The 18,697-nt window shown below is 38.3% G+C and carries 20 protein-coding genes; 17 read left to right on the forward strand and 3 right to left on the reverse strand.

Features of this window, described 5'->3' with window-relative positions; all coding sequences use genetic code 11:
• The first annotated feature begins 18 nt into the window (after nucleotides 1-18).
• The 3 genes from NST09_RS01160 to NST09_RS01170 are packed head-to-tail and all read left to right on the forward strand — an operon-like array spanning nucleotide 19 to nucleotide 1,174.
• Nucleotides 19-534 carry a HEAT repeat domain-containing protein gene (locus tag NST09_RS01160; protein ID WP_008343915.1) on the forward strand — a complete coding sequence of 172 codons (516 nt, stop codon included), beginning with the start codon at nucleotides 19-21 and terminating at the stop codon, nucleotides 532-534.
• Nucleotides 534-953, forward strand: coding sequence for a TlpA disulfide reductase family protein (locus NST09_RS01165; protein WP_283931192.1), 420 nt, complete (start codon nucleotides 534-536; stop codon nucleotides 951-953). Before NST09_RS01160 ends, NST09_RS01165 begins: the two co-directional genes overlap by 1 nt.
• Nucleotides 954-976: 23 nt before the next feature.
• Nucleotides 977-1,174 (forward strand): hypothetical protein, encoded by a 198-nt coding sequence (locus NST09_RS01170; protein WP_144626406.1) that lies wholly within the window; start codon nucleotides 977-979, stop codon nucleotides 1,172-1,174.
• Nucleotides 1,175-1,293: 119 nt separating this feature from the next.
• On the opposite strand, the gene NST09_RS01175 is transcribed toward NST09_RS01170, so the two are convergent.
• On the reverse strand, nucleotides 1,294-4,296 hold the full coding sequence (locus NST09_RS01175) for an amino acid adenylation domain-containing protein (protein ID WP_342493247.1): 3,003 nt from the start codon (nucleotides 4,294-4,296) through the stop codon (nucleotides 1,294-1,296).
• A gap of 386 nt (nucleotides 4,297-4,682) precedes the next feature.
• Here NST09_RS01175 and NST09_RS01180 point away from each other — a divergent pair, with 386 nt between their 5' ends.
• The 14 genes from NST09_RS01180 (at nucleotide 4,683) to NST09_RS01245 (ending at nucleotide 16,340) form a co-directional block, all read left to right on the forward strand.
• Entirely contained in the window at nucleotides 4,683-5,810 is a 1,128-nt protein-coding gene (locus NST09_RS01180) for a DUF418 domain-containing protein (RefSeq protein WP_058336276.1), read from the forward strand.
• Nucleotides 5,811-5,984: 174 nt separating this feature from the next.
• Nucleotides 5,985-6,356: a GntR family transcriptional regulator gene (locus NST09_RS01185; protein ID WP_017366490.1), complete on the forward strand. Its 372-nt coding sequence runs from the start codon at nucleotides 5,985-5,987 to the stop codon at nucleotides 6,354-6,356.
• A gap of 5 nt (nucleotides 6,357-6,361) precedes the next feature.
• Nucleotides 6,362-7,237 (forward strand): ABC transporter ATP-binding protein, encoded by an 876-nt coding sequence (locus tag NST09_RS01190; RefSeq protein WP_342493248.1) that lies wholly within the window; start codon nucleotides 6,362-6,364, stop codon nucleotides 7,235-7,237.
• Complete coding sequence (locus tag NST09_RS01195; RefSeq protein WP_025206646.1) at nucleotides 7,221-7,826, forward strand: ABC-2 transporter permease; 606 nt, start codon at nucleotides 7,221-7,223, stop codon at nucleotides 7,824-7,826. Before NST09_RS01190 ends, NST09_RS01195 begins: the two co-directional genes overlap by 17 nt.
• A 195-nt stretch (nucleotides 7,827-8,021) precedes the next feature.
• Nucleotides 8,022-8,240 (forward strand): helix-turn-helix transcriptional regulator, encoded by a 219-nt coding sequence (locus tag NST09_RS01200; protein ID WP_081114863.1) that lies wholly within the window; start codon nucleotides 8,022-8,024, stop codon nucleotides 8,238-8,240.
• Nucleotides 8,237-8,536, forward strand: coding sequence for a hypothetical protein (locus NST09_RS01205; protein WP_206114156.1), 300 nt, complete (start codon nucleotides 8,237-8,239; stop codon nucleotides 8,534-8,536). The genes NST09_RS01200 and NST09_RS01205 overlap by 4 nt, the downstream gene beginning before the upstream one ends.
• A gap of 55 nt (nucleotides 8,537-8,591) precedes the next feature.
• Nucleotides 8,592-9,536 (forward strand): alpha/beta hydrolase, encoded by a 945-nt coding sequence (locus NST09_RS01210; protein WP_342493249.1) that lies wholly within the window; start codon nucleotides 8,592-8,594, stop codon nucleotides 9,534-9,536.
• A 93-nt stretch (nucleotides 9,537-9,629) separates the two neighbouring features.
• The gene (locus tag NST09_RS01215) at nucleotides 9,630-10,520 is read left to right on the forward strand and encodes an AraC family transcriptional regulator (protein ID WP_035702976.1); all 891 of its coding nucleotides are present in this window, start codon (nucleotides 9,630-9,632) and stop codon (nucleotides 10,518-10,520) included.
• 395 nt (nucleotides 10,521-10,915) lie between these two features.
• Complete coding sequence (locus NST09_RS01220; RefSeq protein ID WP_017366497.1) at nucleotides 10,916-11,215, forward strand: circular bacteriocin, circularin A/uberolysin family; 300 nt, start codon at nucleotides 10,916-10,918, stop codon at nucleotides 11,213-11,215.
• A gap of 41 nt (nucleotides 11,216-11,256) precedes the next feature.
• Nucleotides 11,257-12,747, forward strand: a complete 1,491-nt coding sequence (locus NST09_RS01225) for a hypothetical protein (protein ID WP_017366498.1) — start codon at nucleotides 11,257-11,259, stop codon at nucleotides 12,745-12,747.
• Nucleotides 12,737-13,345 carry an ATP-binding cassette domain-containing protein gene (locus tag NST09_RS01230; RefSeq protein WP_017366499.1) on the forward strand — a complete coding sequence of 203 codons (609 nt, stop codon included), beginning with the start codon at nucleotides 12,737-12,739 and terminating at the stop codon, nucleotides 13,343-13,345. Before NST09_RS01225 ends, NST09_RS01230 begins: the two co-directional genes overlap by 11 nt.
• On the forward strand, nucleotides 13,323-13,838 hold the full coding sequence (locus NST09_RS01235) for a stage II sporulation protein M (RefSeq protein ID WP_017366500.1): 516 nt from the start codon (nucleotides 13,323-13,325) through the stop codon (nucleotides 13,836-13,838). The genes NST09_RS01230 and NST09_RS01235 overlap by 23 nt, the downstream gene beginning before the upstream one ends.
• Nucleotides 13,839-13,868: 30 nt before the next feature.
• Nucleotides 13,869-14,378, forward strand: a complete 510-nt coding sequence (locus NST09_RS01240) for a hypothetical protein (protein WP_017366501.1) — start codon at nucleotides 13,869-13,871, stop codon at nucleotides 14,376-14,378.
• A gap of 573 nt (nucleotides 14,379-14,951) precedes the next feature.
• Nucleotides 14,952-16,340 (forward strand): amino acid permease, encoded by a 1,389-nt coding sequence (locus NST09_RS01245; RefSeq protein WP_039169359.1) that lies wholly within the window; start codon nucleotides 14,952-14,954, stop codon nucleotides 16,338-16,340.
• A gap of 38 nt (nucleotides 16,341-16,378) precedes the next feature.
• Here the strand turns inward: NST09_RS01245 and NST09_RS01250 are convergent, their stop codons facing one another.
• Nucleotides 16,379-17,260 carry a glycerophosphodiester phosphodiesterase gene (locus NST09_RS01250; protein WP_061417708.1) on the reverse strand — a complete coding sequence of 294 codons (882 nt, stop codon included), beginning with the start codon at nucleotides 17,258-17,260 and terminating at the stop codon, nucleotides 16,379-16,381.
• A 92-nt stretch (nucleotides 17,261-17,352) separates the two neighbouring features.
• Nucleotides 17,353-18,687 (reverse strand): glycerol-3-phosphate transporter, encoded by a 1,335-nt coding sequence (gene glpT / locus NST09_RS01255; protein WP_008343899.1) that lies wholly within the window; start codon nucleotides 18,685-18,687, stop codon nucleotides 17,353-17,355.
• Between the last annotated feature and the right edge of the window lie 10 nt (nucleotides 18,688-18,697).

Raw genomic sequence — 18,697 nt, forward strand, 5'->3', positions numbered from 1 at the left:
AAAGAGGAGTTGATTGTCATGAAACCAGAAGATAAGCTATCCCAATCGGTTCAACGTTTAGTCAATACCAATGAAGTAACGATCGTTCAAGCCATGGGAGAGTTAAGGAAATCAGGAAAAGAGGCAGTGCCAGTGCTTGTTGAAGCCTTAAAAGAAGAGGGTTCTTTGCGGAATATTGCAGCAGCGGTTCTTGGTGAATTTGGAGCAGATGCAGGGGATGCAGCAGAAGCTCTTGCTAAACTGTTAGAAAGTGAAGAAGAGGAGACAAGAATGGCGGCTGCGATCTCACTCATGAGAATTGGTCAGCCTAGTTTGCCATTTCTTCTGTCTTTGGCAAAGCGTTATGAGGGTCCTACTTGTTTTTGGGCATCGTGGTGTATCTCTTGGATTGACCCATCAAAAATCGAAAAAAATATGTACGAGTGCCTAAAACAGGAACAAGAGAATCCATCAGGAAATGTGGCCCCTTTTGCCGCAGAAGAGGCACTAGGAAAAATCATCGCTTTTCAATTAAAAGAAAAGGGGGATGAGTAGTGGAAACGCAAATACTTAAATGGCCTGAGCACCTTCCTTGGATTCATTCTTCACAACAGCGGTGTTTACCTGAAGGGCATACTCAGCTTCTTTATTTTTGGTCAGTTAACTGTCCGCATTGTGAAGAATTAACCGACCACATTCTACATAGTGTGGATCAGTTGAGTATCCATTTAACCTGTGTCCATGTTCCATATACGGAAGAAGAAAAATCGATAGAGGTTGTTTCGAAATATGAGGAGGAAAAGAATCTCATTGCTCCCATTGTGTTGGATCAAGATTATGAGATTGTCACAAAATATAAAATTCAAGGATTGCCAAGTTTTTGCCTCATAGATAAAGAGGGACAATTAATTGATCGGAAAATGGGAGATACCGGCTGGGAAAAGATATTAAAAAAACTAGAAAAACGATCATAATTAGGGTTATGGAGGAGAGCGTTTTGTTTCAATCAAACCAAGAATTGAAAAAAACGGTGGTCTTTTATGCAGGTGTGGGAGCTGTTTTGCTGATTCTCATGATGTTGAAATGGCTGCCGGTTTCTGCAGACTGGGAGTTGCCGTTGATTTTGTTTGGATTGGGGATTTTGTTTTATGTGAAGCGTGCGCTTTTTAAAGAAGAAAAAGATCATAAGGCATGAGTTTTCTACAGAGGTGATTTAGAAAGGTACAGTTGATGAAAGGGAAGTAATAAAAGGTTGGATGTTGAATCCAACCTTTTATTACTTCCTGTATTGAGTTTAAAAACAAGGGAATGCTTTTATATTCTCAGAGCAGTGTTTGAATCAAATTTTAAAAATCCAATGTCCTCCATGTATTTGAAATAGCGTTTGATTAAATGATCATCCATAGGGGGATAGGTCATTCCATGTGCTTGGAGAACCTTTTGAGTATTTGTTGAGTCAAAGTGCGCCATGTTTTCGTATAGTTCCCAGACTGTTTTGTCTTGTTCTATCTTTTCAGTGAGCATTGGAAGAAATGGCGTAAGGGCGTTGTCTGCGTTTTGATCGCTTGCTTGAATGAGTGCTTCTACCCAATCGTCATATGCTTTCTTTTCTAATGGATAGCCTATTTCTTCTGTGATTTTTTGGAAATATTCACTTAATTCCATGCTTTCTTCTTGAGGTGGAACGAGGTGATAGGCTTTGCCGAAGTTGGTTGGATCCTTGCATATGGTTGTAATGGCTTTTGAAACAAAGTCGACGGGTACGAATTCTTTTCGTTGATTCGGTAGCTCACCGTAAGCCTTTAATTGGATGCATCCTTTGATTAGTCTCGCCATGTAATCCTCTGTATTATGAACGCCTGTTTGACTGTCGCCCATGATGAAGCCGGGGCGAAGGACTGTGATCGGCACGCCACGTTTTTTTGCTTCCCACATGATTTTTTCTGCCACCCATTTACTTTGAGAGTACCCAATGTCCTTTTCTACAATAGGGAGATAAGCATCGATGGATGTATCTTCAAAAAGAACGGTCGTGCCATCTAGATACCCGGCAGGTCCGAATATGGCAATGGTCGATAAGAAATGAACAGGCTTTACCTGTTCTGTGCAGGCGAGTTTGATGATATTTTCTGTGCTGGTGACATTTGTATCCTTGTGCATGTGATAGGGCTGAACGTAATTGACTTTTGCTCCATTATGATAGATGGCATCAATGGTTTGGGCGAGTTGTTGAAATTCCTCTGTTGAGAGCCCTAGTTGAGGCTTGTCCAAGTAACCTACAATCGGTTTTAGTTGTTTCAGATAATGTTCGTCCCATAGGTGATATTTCTCCATATTTACTTGTATTCTCTGTCTTGCGTGCTCTTTGTCTCTTGCTCTGATGACACAATAGATTTGGATGGAGGGATTCATTCGAACAAGCTCTTTAATGAGATAAGCGCCTAGAAAGCCGGTTGCTCCTGTTAATAACACGGCATTCTGCTTAAAGGATTTAGAATCGAATAGGTGCTTTGGCTGAATCTTTTCATCTAAAAATCCCTCTGATGTGAGCTGTTGTTTCGGCTCAGGTGTTTGATTTTGTAGCATAAGATGAACTTGTTGAATCGTAGGATGTTCATAAAGGGTGCTGGCAGGTAGTTCAACGTGTAATGTTTCCTGCATACGCATTAAGGTTTTGGCGGCAAGGATGGAGTTTCCTCCTAAGTCGAAGAAGTGATCGTTTGTGCCAATGGGCTCTACCTTTAATAGGTCTGTCCATATTTCACAGAGTGCTTCTTCGGTTTGATTAGTTGGTGCGACATATTCAGTTTGCAGTTTGGGTCTGTCGAAATGATATCTTGGTAGTGCTTTTCGATCGACTTTTCCATTTGTGGTCGTAGGGAAGTTTGTCAATAGAACATAATGTGCAGGGCGCATGAAATCAGGGAATGTTTTCTTTGCATAAGTTTGAATGGTATATAGATCCCATGTCTTTTTGTTGGATGGAATGATGTATGCAATGATGCGTTTATCCCCAGGTATAACTTCTGTGGCTGTCACCAAACAGGATTTAACACTTGGGTGCTGGATCAACACATGCTCAATCTCGCTAAGCTCAATACGAAAGCCTCTAATTTTGACTTGGTCATCCTTTCTACCAATATATTCAATCAGCCCATCAGGTTGTTGTCGAACAAGATCCCCTGTTTTGTAATAGGTTCTTCCATCCCGTTCGATGAAACGTTCCTTTGTTAGGTTTTCTCTTCGCCAGTAGCCTAATGCTAGTCCATCTCCTGAAGTGATGAGTTCCCCTATTTGTCCTTGAGAGACAGATTCACCTTGTTCATTTGTGATGTCAATGATGGTTCCTGCTACAGGTCTGCCAATTGGTATACTGACGAGATCATCCCAGGTGTCTGGCAGTTGAAAGGTTGTTGTGAAGATTGTATTTTCTGTCGGGCCATAGCCATTAATGATGGTCGTATGTGGGAGCTCTTTTAATGCTTGATGAACGACTTGAGGAGACATGACATCTCCGCCAGAGACGATGTATTTAACTGTTTTGATATCGTTCAGGTGTGACTCCATCATCAAGTTGAACAATCCAGTAGTTAAAAAAAGAATGGATACATCATAATTTTTAATGGTTTGACTGACGAGTTCAGGAGTCAGTTTTCCAAAAGGCGGAATAGCAAGTGTCGCTCCATTTAATAAAGCGGACCATATTTCAAATGTAGAGGAATCAAAAGAGATGGGAGATAGTAATGCTAACGTATCAGAAGAATCAACGGGCAGAAAGGAAGGGTTATGCGTTAGGTGCATGATACATCTATGTGTAATGACAACACCTTTTGGTTTTCCTGTTGTACCAGAGGTATACATGATATAAGCGGCATCAGAAGGTTTGACATCAAAAGACGGGTTTGACGTTGATTGTGTAAGGATGAGATGTTTTTCTTTATCTAAGTAGATAGTAGGAATAGGCAAGGAGGTTATGCTTTGAGTGACATGTGATGTTGTGAGTAAAAACGATAGTTCGGCATCTTCAACCATAAATTGAATACGTTCACTAGGGTAATTTATATCTATAGGCACATAAACGGCTCCTATTTTGGTGATAGCGAGAATAGAGACAATCAATTGTGGTGATCTTTCTAAGGCTAGGCCAATATGAGAAGCTTTCGTTACGCCCATTTTGATAAGGTAATTGGCGAACTGGTTACTTTGTTTCTCAAGTTCAGCATATGTGATGTTCTGATGGTTGCAAGCTAAAGCTGGATGATGCGGCGTGTGAGTGGCGTGGTGTCTCATGATATCACATAAATTTTGATCATTCATGATGATATTCCCCCTCTAGAATTTGATAGATTAGGAATGTTATTCCTAAATCCACCCAAAGTGTATATGAAGAAATATTCATTGTCAATGAAGGTCATATTAACAATAAAGTGTAAAATTTATATAATAATTGAAATAATATGCAGATATATTATACTATTTAGAGATAAAATGTAAGGGACCCTCGGCTTTTTCCTTGAATGAGCGTTTTGATGATCAAGAGGAGATGAAAATAGGGGGAAATTGAATTATAAGATAGGCTGGATTCACTGATAGGATGAAAGATCACTTTTTTATTAGAAATATATATACTATTTCGAAAAATATTTGGTAAAATATACAGGTATATCTTAAATTTGTTATATATTGTTTAAGGAGCTGTCGTGTTGAAGGAATCTAGGGTTGAGTTTATTGATAGTTTACGTGGTTTTAGTTTATTAGGTATTTTGATTGTGAATATGCTTAATTTTCAATATGATTATGATTTTGAGAAGATGTTTGATCCGAGCATATGGGGACAGGAGTTTGGGGTATATGTGACGGAGATCTTGTTCCAGGGGTCATTTTATCCGATTTTCTCCTTTTTGTTTGGGTATTCTTTTATCAAACTGATTGAATCTACAAAGGCCAAGGGGCTGAATACGAATGCCATCGTCGTTCGCCGCGGCTTTGGTCTTATTGTGCTTGGGATGCTGCATTACATATTCATTTGGAATGGTGATATTCTCTTATATTATGGAGCATGTACGTTTTTCTTGATGATGTTTTTAAGCAGCCGGATCAAAACAATGCTGATTTGGTCAGGTGTGTTAGGTGCTTTGTCATTAGTGGTTTTACCATATCTGATGACCTTTGTTTATGGAAATGATGATTTGTTAACGGATGTGTATGCGAAGGGTGCATACGGTGATATTTTATTGAGCCGGGTGACGATTGAAGACGATATGATGATTGTGACCATTATTATGGCGATCGTGACCATTACGTTGATGCCGATCTTAGGTTTTCTATTCGGTACGATCATGGTGGGGCCATTTGCACTGCTTGGCATGGCCATTGGGAAAAAAGGTCATCTGACAGAAGAAGATCGAGGAATGGCGTATCGTAAAGGCTGGATCTGGATGATTTTGATCGGGCTCGCTTTAAAATGTGCGACGTTTATTGATGCCCCTTGGAGTGAAATGGTGATGACGTTAGGAGCCTATGTCCTGACGATCGGTTATATTCAAGCTTTTATTGTCTTTTACTATTCAAAGGTTGCACAAGGATTGAAACGTCTGCTTGCAGGACTGGGCCGATTGTCTTTATCAAACTATTTGGCTCAATCTATTATTTGTACAACGATTTTCTATTCTTACGGACTTGGTTTATTTGGACAAATGGGCTCAATGTTTGGATTGCTGCTTGCTGTCGGACTTTACACAGCACAGCTCTTCATCAGCTATCTCTATTTGAAAAAATGGAGAAGAGGGCCTGTGGAATGGCTTATGGGAAAATGGGTATATTGGAGATAAATTGATTTGTTGAGGAACCGCATGGCTGAAGAGCTGTGCGGTTTTTTATTTGGATCGCATTCAAAAAAGTTCATAAAAGGAGTTGAATATTTTTTTAGTGTGTATATAATGTATATATAGAGTATATACAATATTTCATTGCGAATACCAGTACAGAAAAAAGAGGTTTTTTATATGCAAATTACGATTTCTAATCATTCTAAGGAGCCTATCTATGAGCAAATTACGACGCAAATCAAATCGTTGATCTTAACGGGGGAGCTTGCAGAAGGTGCGGCCCTGCCGTCTATCCGAAAGCTGGCGAAGGATTTACAAATCAGCGTCATCACAACAAAACGTGCATATGAAGAGTTAGAGAAGGCAGGATTTATTTATTCGATTGTAGGGAAGGGATCGTTTGTTGCCGAGCAAAACCTAGAGGTCATGAGAGAGAAAAAATTGAAGGTGATTGAGGAACAGCTTGGAGCGGTTGTTACAAACGGCAAGGAATTAGGCTTATCTTTTGATGAATTGCAGCAGTTATTAAAGTTCTTGTATGAGGAGTGAGATGAGTGGAGCACGTGATTGAATTCAAAGGAGTATCAAAACGGTTCAAAGACTTTTCTGTGCAGAATCTTGATTTACAGGTCAAAAAGGGCTTTGTTACTGGGTTTATTGGAGAAAATGGAGCCGGTAAGTCGACCACGATTAAAATGATCATGAATTTGTTAAAACCAGATTCTGGTGAGATTAAAATTTTTGGATTAGATTATCGCACGCATGAAAAAGAGATTAAGGAACGAATTGGCTTTGTTTACGATGCTAACGTTTTTTTCCCAGGATTGAATTTAAAAGACATCAAACGTATTGTGGCACCTGCCTATAAAAGCTGGGATGATAGGCTATTTTATCAATATATTGAACAGTTTGGCTTGCCGCTTCATAAAGCGATTAAAACATTTTCAAAAGGGATGCAGATGAAGGCATCGCTTGCGATTGCGCTGTCGCACCATGCAGAGCTGATTATCATGGATGAACCAACTGCTGGTTTAGATCCGGTCTTTAGAAGAGAGCTGCTCGGCACGTTACAAGAATTGATGATTGATGGGAATCGAACGATTTTTTTCTCAACACATATGACGACTGATTTAGATCGCATCGCGGATTATATTGCGTTTATACAAAATGGAAGATTGGTCTTTCAACAGTCGATTCATGAGGTGGCGGAGAATTATGCGCTGGTGAAGGGGAGCCTGGATTTGCTGGATCGAGACACAGAAAAGGCGTTTATCCATATTCAGCGTACGGCAGCCGGATTTGAAGCATTAACAGATCGGATTGATGAGGTGAAACTTATTTTTGGGGATGCTGTTGTGATTGAACCGGCGTCGCTTGAGGATATCATGTTTTATTTGAAAGGCGGGGTTGCGCATGTTTCATTTAATTAAGCGTGATGTGATTTTGCAAAAGAAGCAGTTACTTATTTTTATTCCGTTTATCTTATTTTTTATTTTCATGGATGTCCATCCAGTATTAACGTTTCTAGTCGCTAGTGTCTTCATTCCATTTAACACATATGCTTATGATGAGAAGGCAGAAACGAATATTCTATTAAATTCCTTGCCCTATACACGTAAAGAAATTATCGCATCACGTTATCTTGGCGCCATTTTTTATATGAGTATTGCGATCGTGCTGACAAGTGCTGCATTATTTGTGTTTGGGAAGCTGTTTTCGCTGTCAGATATTGCGATTGGCAGCGGGTTGTTTTTATTGTTCGCAGCATGTACGTTTCCATTGTTTTATATCTTAAAGCCTGGTTATATCACAACGGCAGTGATTATTGGCTTTATCGTATTGTCTGCTATGGGACCGCCTGTTGTGATCTATTTAGCAGAGCAATTTAGTGGGATCACTGATTTTATCATGAATTTATCAATCCCTATTTTATACACTGGGTCCGTTGTGCTGATTATGCTTATTTACTTGCTGTCTTGGGGGCTCTCTACTGCGATTTATCAGAGGAAAGTGTTTTAATTCAGCTAGAATACAAACAAATCATAATAAAGAATCATCCATTTTGAGGAAGTCCTTTTCAAAATGGATGATTCTTATTTTTTTGATTCATATGAAATTGACATCCAGTAGAAAACAGGTTATTGTTATTTAACATAATGTTAATTATTTATAACATTATGTTAAATAAAACATCCTTTAAGAAAGGAATTTGAAATGGAGATTAAAAATAGAATTAAGGTATTACGGGCAGAAAAAGACTGGACACAAAAGGATTTGGCAGAGAAGTTAGGTGTGACTCGTCAAACTGTGGCAGCGATTGAGAATGGTAAATATTCTTTGTCTTTAAAACTAGCATTTCAAATTGCGAGAACATTTGAAGTTGATTTATATGACGTTTTTCAAGAGGTCGACAAGGAGGAACAACAGCGATGATGACAACGATCATACTTTATTCTCTGATTATCCTTTCTATCTTAAGTACGGTCTTTCAATTTAAGAAAAGCCGTGAATATAAAAAGGATGAACGGGGCCAATTTATTTTAGCGAAAGCCGGAAGTTTTTCAATTGTAGGTGTGGCATTAGCCTATATATTGGTTGCTGTCGTTCAAGCTTTTGTTCATGAATTATCATCTCCAACGGAATGGTTTTATATAGCGATTACGTTTATGTATGTATCAAGTGTTTGCGCAAATACAATTGGCATTATCTATTGTGAAAGAAAATACTAATCTTTCATCTGCGGATGCAAGCTAGGGTACTTCATCATGAAGGGAAGAAAAAATATTGAAAAAATTACTGAAAATAATGCTGATTGCTCTATGTACCATTCTGACTGTCTTGGCTGTATTTGTAGCCAGTGTATATGTTGTGAATCTAATTAGTAAGGAAAGAGAACAGGGGAAAATAGAAGCTTATGGGCAAAAGGTCTTGGTGGATGGGAAGCACATGAATGTGCTCATTCAAGGCGATGGGAAAGAAACGATTGTCCTTCTCCCAGGCTATGGAACTGCTTCACCCGTGCTTGATTTTAAACCGTTAGTCAAGGAGTTATCGCCAGATTATAGAGTTGTTGTGATTGAACCGTTTGGTTATGGTTTAAGTGACGACACAGATAAAGCAAGGACAAGTCAAAACATTGTGGATGAGATTCATGAATGTTTGCAGAAACTTAACATTAAAAAATATACGCTGATGGGTCATTCGATTGCTGGCATTTATGGATTAGAATATGTGAATCAATACGAAAAAGAAGTCCAAGCCTTTGTCGGCATTGATACGAGTGTTCCTCAACAGGAAACGGATGAATTGCCGGTTTCTAGCTTGCAGCTGCTCAATCAATCTGGCTTTTACAGATTGTTATTGAAAGTGAATCCAGATCAACTGGTGATGCCTAACGTGGATCAACAAATGAAAGATCAAATCAAAATGCTGACCTTTCGAAATTTCTTGAATGAAAGCCAAGCGAGTGAGGCGGAAAATTTCACAAATAACTTTAAAAATGCAGAGCGTTTACATTTTCCTAAGCGTCTCCCTGTTGTTTTCTACCTAGCGAATCAAACGGAGGAAGAAACACCAAGCTGGAAACCAATGCATGAAGAGCTGCTGAAAAATGTAGATCACGGAAAAGTCGTTACTTTCAAAGGCGGCCATTATTTGCATCATACGAAATCAAAAGAAATCGCAGATGATGTGAGGGAGTTTCTATCGAACAACGAGCGCTCACGTTAGCGGTTTTCCTCCTCAGCTGGACAGATGAAACATCGCAATTTTGATCAAAACGAGTGAACTGATTTGTTTTATGATCAAGAAGAGGTGAGGGAGATGATGTATAGTCGGGTGACGCAAGAGGTGATTTCTTATTTGGAGTCGCATTTGATGGATGAGCTGTCGCTGAGACAGGTGCCTGAGAAAGTAGGATATTCACATTTTCATTTGCTGCGTGTGTTTAAACGAGAAACCGGGCTGTCGATGGGGGAATATGTGCGGAAACGAAGATTAGCTACGGCTGCACAGCTTCTTTTGTATACGGATCAGGGGATTTTAGACATCGCTTTTTCGTTACAATTCCAATCGCAGGAAGCCTTTACGCGTGCTTTTAAGCATTTGTATTCCTTACCTCCCGGAATGTACAGGTCCATGATGAGAGACATGCAAATGAAAAAGGAGGAAGATTCGATGACATTACATGAAGCAGTACCTGGCTGGGGTTTGAGTGGTTCACATCCGCATATGTATGAGATGGGTGTTGATACAGCAGAATTTCATACGGGAAAGCAATCAGGTGTTTTATCATCTAAAGAAGGCGTACAAGAAGGACAGTTTGCGACGATGATGCAGGGGTTTCAAGCAAAAGAGTATGCAGGCAAGCGGTTGAAGCTCTCTGCTTTCTTGAAAACAGAGAATGTATCTTCAGCAGGAATTTGGATGCGGGTAGATGACGGAAAGGGTGATACGGTGCAGTTTGATAATATGCAGAATCGACCTGTGACAGATTCTACGGAATGGAATCAATATGCGATCGTATTAGATGTTCCTACGCGCAGTGAATCCATTCATTTTGGAGTGCTGCTCAGCGGTCATGGAACAGTCTGGGCTGACGGTTTTCGATTTGAGGAAGTGAATGAGAAAACACCTACAACGAATATGGTGGAGGCTTCGGCTCTGCCAGATGTGCCGATGAATTTGCATTTTGAGCTTGAGGAGACCGTGTGAGCGGTCTCAGCTCGTAGAGAAACAAAGATTCTCTACGAGTTTTTTTTGATATGATCTACCTTATGGAACTGATTGAAATTAACTAATCCGTGTTACAACTTTTTTAGGTATTATAAAAGGCTACTGTGAGCTGGACCTAGTAGTAAATACTAGAATTATAGTGTGTAGACAATCTTTTTGATGAAATGATTTCGGGGTCTTTAGGTTTATTTTTTACAATGTCTCCTATTTCAAGAACAGTCTTTATTCTTATTTCCATTTTAATTGATAGATCTAGTGTAATAGTATTAATTTACTAATTATAATATAATTTGTATTTAATGTTGAAATTATACAATTTAAATGACAAGATATAAATAAGGGGGAGAAAATAATCAAAGAAAAGGGGAATACTTATGAGCTTAACAACACGTAAAAAATTATTTGGATTAGGTTTTATGTCATTAATCGCAACGGTCGCTGTAACTTCTGTTGCTTTTATGAGTATTAATCAGAACTTTTTAGTAGCCAAGCTTGGCATTGAACTAAGTACAGCTGAAAAAATTGCAGACCTTATTATGGCAGGCGGAACAATTGCATCTATTATTGGCATTGTTGGCGCAGCCACAGGTGTAGGACTTGCTCTAGCTGGAGCAATCGGTGCTTTAAAAGCAATAGCAAAGGCACAGGGAAGAAAAGCAGTTATTAACTACTAAGCTTTGTCTTCTCCCCCAATACACTATATTAGGTGATATATATGAGATTAGCTTTACTATTTGAAAAAATGTATCTTAGGAAGAAAATAGATGAAGCATCATTACCACAATGGTTAGGTCATGCTACATATTTATTTCTATCTTTAAGATTTTTCATCATTTATCCTGCAATAGGCATAGGTTTATTTTTTGTTTTAAAAGCTCGTATATTAGACATGACCCTTATAAGTACGTTATGTTGCATCTTAGCAATTATAGATGCGAGAGATTTCCCTATAAAGAATTATTTGATTTACACGTTACATCAAAATGTAATTGTGGATAGAACAGAATCATTTAGAAAAATTTATCGGCATATTTATTTTTATTTTTTCGGTAAAACTGTCTTTAAATTCTCCTTGATTTTTTTTGTGCCTATGTTTATGGTTGAGAATCAATTAAACATCATTTATTTTGTGTTATTAGTGATAATCATCATTATAACAGTGATGAACTTTTCTTCTTATCATTTTTATAGAAGCTACTTTCAAAAAGGTATTGGCCAAAATATACGGTTAGTCAAGCTCATTTTAGTATGTTTTACTGCGTATATCGTACTGTTAGCCATTTTCCATTATTTCGAATCGGAGATTATACAAGTCTATAATCATTTTCAATTTGATCTATTCAACATCTTGACTGAACTATTAATTACCTGTTTAGTTCTATTTATTTTGTCTATGGTGTTTCACCATCATAAGGTGTTTCGAAAAATTGGTAAAGAAGAATTAAATGCAAAGGAAACTGTTGTTCAGCATAAGGTGAGGTTTAAAAAGAGGGTATTCTTTAACAAAGATATCTTACTTATAAAAAGAACTTACTACAATAAACTCAGGTTTTTGAAATATTTATATGTCCTACATGTATGTGCCTTAGCGATAGTTCCGGTATTGGTTAGTTTATTATTAAAAGGGAATGATTCCTATATTCTGTTATCCATCATATTTATCGCTGTGGCTTTCTCAAATTTTATAACAGATTATCTAAAAAAGGTGATTAGCCCTGATATTGAATTTTTTGCATTGCCACCAAATACTGCATGGAATATTTCTTTAAATGAAATCTTGGTTCAGAAAGTATATATCTATTTGATTTTATCTGGGATTCCAGTAATCTTTAGTGTCATAACTATGGTCATCTTACATATTCCTTATTCATTCATTACTGGCGTTGCTCTTTTAATTGTTTTTGTATTTATCAATATGGGGCTAGCTGCTACGATTGGTGCCATACTCTTTCCGAAAATAAATCCAGAGAGTGATTATGAAATAGGAAACTCAAGTAAGGCAGTCGTATTTGAAAATGTTTATTTGTACATAATCTCTATTTTGCTTTCCTTTATATTCATCATGGAAATTTTTAGTCTGGAGATGCCATTTCAATTAGGAAAGTACATAGTGACGTTAATCGTGATCCAAATTTCAATTCTCGTCGTCGCGATCTTGTATTTGAGAAATACCAAGGTGAAGGATGTAATGAAAAATGCAAATTAAGAAAGCATCTTTTAGTTATGGAAACAGTTTGATCTTTGAAAAGATCAATTTAGAGTTAATACCAGGCGAAATTGTTGCTGTAGTTGGTTCTAATGGCTCGGGTAAATCGACATTATTAAAATGTTTAGCTGGTATTTATGAGTTACATAGTGGTGATATCGTGAAAGAGGCCGAGGAAAATGTAGTGTTTGTGCCTGACGTACCTAGATCATATGAATATTTAACAGGATATGAATACCTTGTATTTATACAATCTGTTTCTAAGAAAAAAGATGTTGCAAAGATTCATAGTATTTTAAAGGACTATACTCTATATCCGAATAAGGATAAATTGATCAAACATTATTCTCACGGAATGAAACAAAAATTGGGGCTTTGTGCCGCACTCATCAATGAAGATATTCATTATTTATTATTAGATGAGCCACTTACAGGTATTGATGAGAAAAGTCAAAAAGTGATCATTGAAAAATTTAAAGAACTTGCGAGCAAACAATGTTCGATTATATTCTCAACACATCAAATTGAAACATTAAGAGGGATATGTGATAAGGTTTTTTATTTAGAGGAGCAGTATGAAGAAATTGTTCATAAATAAAATTAAAGTTAGACTTTCAGCAGTCTCTACTCTATCATTTATACTCCTTCATGTAGTATTCGGTGTTATTGGTTTTATAATAACTAAAAAAGCACCCTCGGATGTCATGTATGTAGAGGATAGTGTGTTCCTTTATTTTACTAACAATTTTTTATACTGTATGGTTCTTGTCGTTGGTGTCGTTACAGCAGGCCTGCTCACCACCTTTCTCATCGCTTCAAATGCATATCTGCTTGGAGTGACAATGAAGGGAGCTCTATTGTTAGGGCATGATATAGGATACGTTCTTTATCATATTTTGCATGGAGTGATTGAACTTCCTGCAATTTATTTTTTCTTTAAAATCGGTATTTATCCAGTCAGTTTGTTTTTGAAATATTTCGTTTTTGATCACAGATTTGATTTTTGGAGAGATATTTATACAGTCATCCGATACTTTATTTATGGGACAGCTTTATTGTTATTAGCTGCAGTGGTTGAATTCTTATTATAGTGAACTTCTTTTGTTTATAGGGAGATGGACATGTTAAAAAAAGAAAAGCTTAATTTACTATTCATTTGGAGCGTCATTATATTCATTCATTTCATTGTATCGCTTTACATTACAGATGCTATTTCTGCCCCCTTATTAAAAAAATCATCTATCAATGTAGGGGAAAATACGGTGATTTTAATGACAATTATACTATTAATTTTAGCGTCATTAATAGATGTTGTGATTGTTTCTTTACTCATTCATATTAGCTCTGTCATGATGAACATTAGAGTAAATATGATGAAAAGCTTTTTCATTGCTAGTTTATTTAATCTCATTTTAAATGTAAACCAAGTGTTAGACACTATTGTGTTATCAAACGCAAATAATCTGACAGCAGAAAATTTCTCAACGAATATCTTCTTCAATCCGTTCTTTTATCTAGGTTTAGTTGTTGTTAGTCTGTGGTTAAGATATGTTGAGAAGAAACCAAATGTACAAATAATTGTGATTGCGGCTGTTATTTGTATATATAAATCTTTAACTGTATTTATTTAAATATACAAAAAAGGAGATTTAGTATATGTCGAATTCATCAAAAAAAAATAATAATTTAATCTTTTATATAGGTGTTGGAATGGTTATTCTACTTATAGCCTTTTTGAAGTTTAGTCATATTTCCGGTACGATGGAGGTCGTGTTGATATTAATCGGCTTAGTCTCCTTATTTACAATAAAGATTCTTACTAGAGAAAAAAAAGATAAAAAGCAGTAGAGTCTTTATTAAGCGTACGGTGTTTTAGAAATATTATGAGAATATGATTGAAGGGCATAGTCATTTGATTATGTCTTTTTGATTATCGTTGTTCGGTCTTTATTTAGTAGAAGAAGGTCGTGTTTTAAAAATATGTTTAGTTATAAAAGGTTCCTAACTTTTTATATGCAAATAACAAAATTTAAGGAATTTAAATATCTGAATATTATAATAACGGTGTTTTCCTCAAAAAAACAATTGTTTTTTAAGGGTAGATTTATTATGATAATATACATCGAAAGATTGAAGATTTTGAATCAGAATGAAAATTCTGATTTTTTATTTTTTATGTTGTTTGTTGATGAGGGGGAATAGAAGTGGCTCAAAAGGAATTAAAGAGAGGGTTAAGTGCTCGTCATATTCAAATGATTGCGCTTGGCGGCACAATTGGTGTTGGCTTATTTATGGGGTCAGCTAAAGCCATTCAATGGACAGGTCCATCGGTTCTTCTAGCGTACGCAGTGTGTGGTATTTTTATCTTTTTTATTATGCGTGCGATGGGAGAAATGTTGTATCTTGAACCGAGTACGGGATCGTTTGCTACATTTGGGCATCAATATATTCATCCGCTTGCGGGGTATATGACAGCTTGGAGTAACTGGTTCCAGTGGGTCATTGTTGGAATGTCTGAGATTATCGCCGTAGGTGCTTATATGAAATATTGGTTCCCTGATTTACCAGCGTGGATTCCGGGATTAATCGCCATGATCATTTTAGGTGCGGCCAACTTGATTTCGGTTAAGTCATTCGGTGAGTTTGAATTCTGGTTTGCGATGATCAAGATTGTGACGATTATTTTAATGATCATTGCAGGTTTAGGCATTATTTTCTTTGGGTTTGGCAATGGTGGAACAGCGATTGGTTTGTCTAACCTTTGGGCGCACGGCGGATTCTTTACAGGTGGATTTAGCGGTTTCTTGTTTGCATTGTCTCTAGTGATTGCTGCCTATCAAGGGGTAGAGCTCATTGGGATTACTGCAGGTGAGGCGCAAAATCCGCAAAAGACGCTGACAAATGCCATCAAAAGCATCATCTGGCGTATTTTGATTTTCTATATCGGTGCGATCTTTGTCATCGTAACGGTGTATCCGTGGGATCAGCTGAATACGCTCGGCAGTCCATTTGTGGCGACGTTTGCGAAAATTGGAATTACGGCAGCAGCAGGTATTATTAACTTTGTTGTCATTACAGCAGCGATGTCCGGCTGTAATAGTGGAATCTTCAGTGCGGGACGTATGCTTTATACATTAGGTGTGAATGGACAGGCACCTGCCTTCTTTACAAAAATTTCGAAGAATGGTGTACCGTATTTTGGGACATTTGCTGTGCTGATTGGTTTAGCGGTTGGGGTGGTCTTAAATTACGTTTCTCCGCCAAACATTTTCGTTTATGTGTATAGTGCGAGTGTCCTTCCTGGTATGGTGCCTTGGTTTGTGATTTTAATTAGTCACATTGGCTTCAGAAAGGCGAAGGGGGCAGCGCTTGATCAGCATCCGTTTAAGCTGCCGCTTGCGCCATTTTCTAACTATTTGACAATCGGATTCTTGCTGATGGTGCTTGTGTTTATGCTGATTAATCAGGATACACGAATTTCTCTTATTGTAGCAATTGGGTTCTTGATTTTAGTGGCGCTTAGCTTTTTTGTATTTGGAATTGGTAAACGAAAACCGATTGAAACAGCTTCTTCTGATCAAACGGTGGAATAATCAAAAGCCTTGCGGAACAACCGCGAGGCTTTTGTCGTTTACAGAGAAGCTTTGACACGCTGAAAGACATCTGGAAAGTTGGTGAAAAGACCGGTGACGCCGTATTGCAGAAGACGTGTCATGTCTGCTTCGCTGTTTACTGTATATGGGTGAAGGAGGAGTCCGTGGCTTCTGACCTGCTGTACATTTTCAAGTGTCAAAGCTCTAAAATTCGGTCCGACCCCCACTGCATACGATTTGATGAAGTCGAGCTGATCATCTGTAATAGATGTCATTTGCGCCCTGTCTAAAAGCTGTACTTTTGGAAGCCGAGGGGCGAGTTTCTGCAATTTTAATAGACTTTCTTGGCTGAAAGATTGGATGATGACCTGCCCTTTTCTCGTATGTTTTCCAAGAAGATGATGTTTCTTTAAGACGGCCAATAGTTTTTCTTCCATTTGCGGATAGATGTCTGGTTTTTTGGTTTCAATATAATAATTTTCTCGTTTACCGAAGTAGCGTAACACCTCATCTAATGTGAGGACTTGCTGTCCAATAAAGTGGGCATTTTGTTTGTCGGGGTTGGTTTCGTTAAACCATGTACCGGCATCAAGCTGTTTGATTTCGGCGAGTGTGAGGTCTTTGACCCAGCCTGTTCCGTTTGTCGTCCGGTCAACCGTTTCATCGTGCATGACGATGAGGTGTCCATCCTTTGTCATTTGAAGGTCGAGTTCGAGGTAATCTGCATTCATCTTTGTGGCGAGCTTGTAGGAAGCTAGGGTATGCTCTGGGGCATACCCTGATGCTCCGCGGTGTGCAACGGTTAAAATGCGATCTGGAGATAAAAGATGTTCATGTGCCGATATGGTGGTCGGCACCCAACCAAAAGACAGTAAAGCAAAAGAGAGTAACACGAAAGCAAGTAATCTACTTTTCTTCATATTTTATCCTCCTTTTACGGTAACTGCCTCCATCATAAGAAATAGATGTAAAGGGCATGTTGGGCGGAGATGAATCTTTTATGTGATTTTCATTAAGCTTGCTCTACGCGCTTTCCTGTATTCCATGTCATGGCGAGGAACACAATCGCAAGGATACAAGAACCAACTAGTAAAATGAAACCTCCTGTCCAGTCATAGTGATCGACGACGACACCCATCATGGCATTAGCAAAAGCAGAGCCACCAATATATCCAAAGAATCCTGTCAGCCCGGCAGCAGTGCCAGCGGCTTTTTTCGGAGCGAGATCAATGGCTTGCAGTCCAATGAGCATGACGGGTCCGTAAATTAAAAACCCGATGCTGATGAGGGCAATATTATCAACCATTGGATTGCCGGCAGGGTTTAACCAGTACACGAGAACCGCAATTAACACGCCAATCATAAAGAGGACGCCTGCTGGTGCGCGGCGGCTTCTAAAGAAGCGGTCACTAATCCACCCGCACAATAATGTACCAGGGATGCCTGCATATTCATAAAGGAAATAAGACCAGCGTGAATGCTCTGGTGAGAATCCTTTTGCTTCTGTTAAATAGGTAGGTGCCCAGTCTACGACCCCGTAACGGACAAAGTACACAAAGACGTTAGCAATGGCGATATACCAAAGGAATTTATTGTTGAGTACATATTTAAATAAAATCTCTTTTACGGTTAATTCTTTTTCTTGATCTTCATATTGTTGTGCCGGATAGTCATTTCGGTATTCTTCAATTGGCGGAAGACCAGCGGATTGCGGGGTGTCCCGTACGAGAAGAATGATGACGAAGGAGACGATAATGGCGATGATGGCAGGGAAGAAAAAGATACTTTTCCACGTCGCAAACAAAACAATTCCTAATGTAATAAGCGGTGCAAGAATTCCTCCACCGATATTGTGAGCGACGTTCCAAATCGACATTTTTGTTCCACGTTCACTCACCGAAAACCAATGTGCCATCGTTCGTCCGCATGGCGGCCACCCCATTCCTTGAAACCAGCCATTTAAGAACATGAATAAAAACATGATCCATACACTGGATGTCACCCATGGAAATGAGACAAATAGAATATTGATAAGAGCTGATAGAAAAAGTCCAGCGGCTAAAAAGTATCTTGGGTTACACCGGTCTGAGATCATCCCCATAATGAATTTACTAAAGCCATAAGCGATAGAAACAGCCGCCAGTACAAAGCCTAATTCACTTTTTGTGAACCCCTCTTCCTGTAAATAAGGGATGGCAAATGCGAAATTTTTGCGCAGCAAATAGTAGCCCGCATATCCGATAAAGATCCCCAAAAAGACTTGCAGCCGCAGCCGTTTATAGGTTTCGTCTGTTTTGGCATCATCGAGCCTGTCGATATGCGGAGCGGGTTTAAACCATTTGAACATAAACATCCTC

The sequence above is a fragment of the Bacillus sp. FSL W7-1346 genome, assembly GCF_038593335.1.
GTDB classification, from domain to species: Bacteria; Bacillota; Bacilli; order Bacillales; family Bacillaceae; genus Bacillus; species Bacillus altitudinis.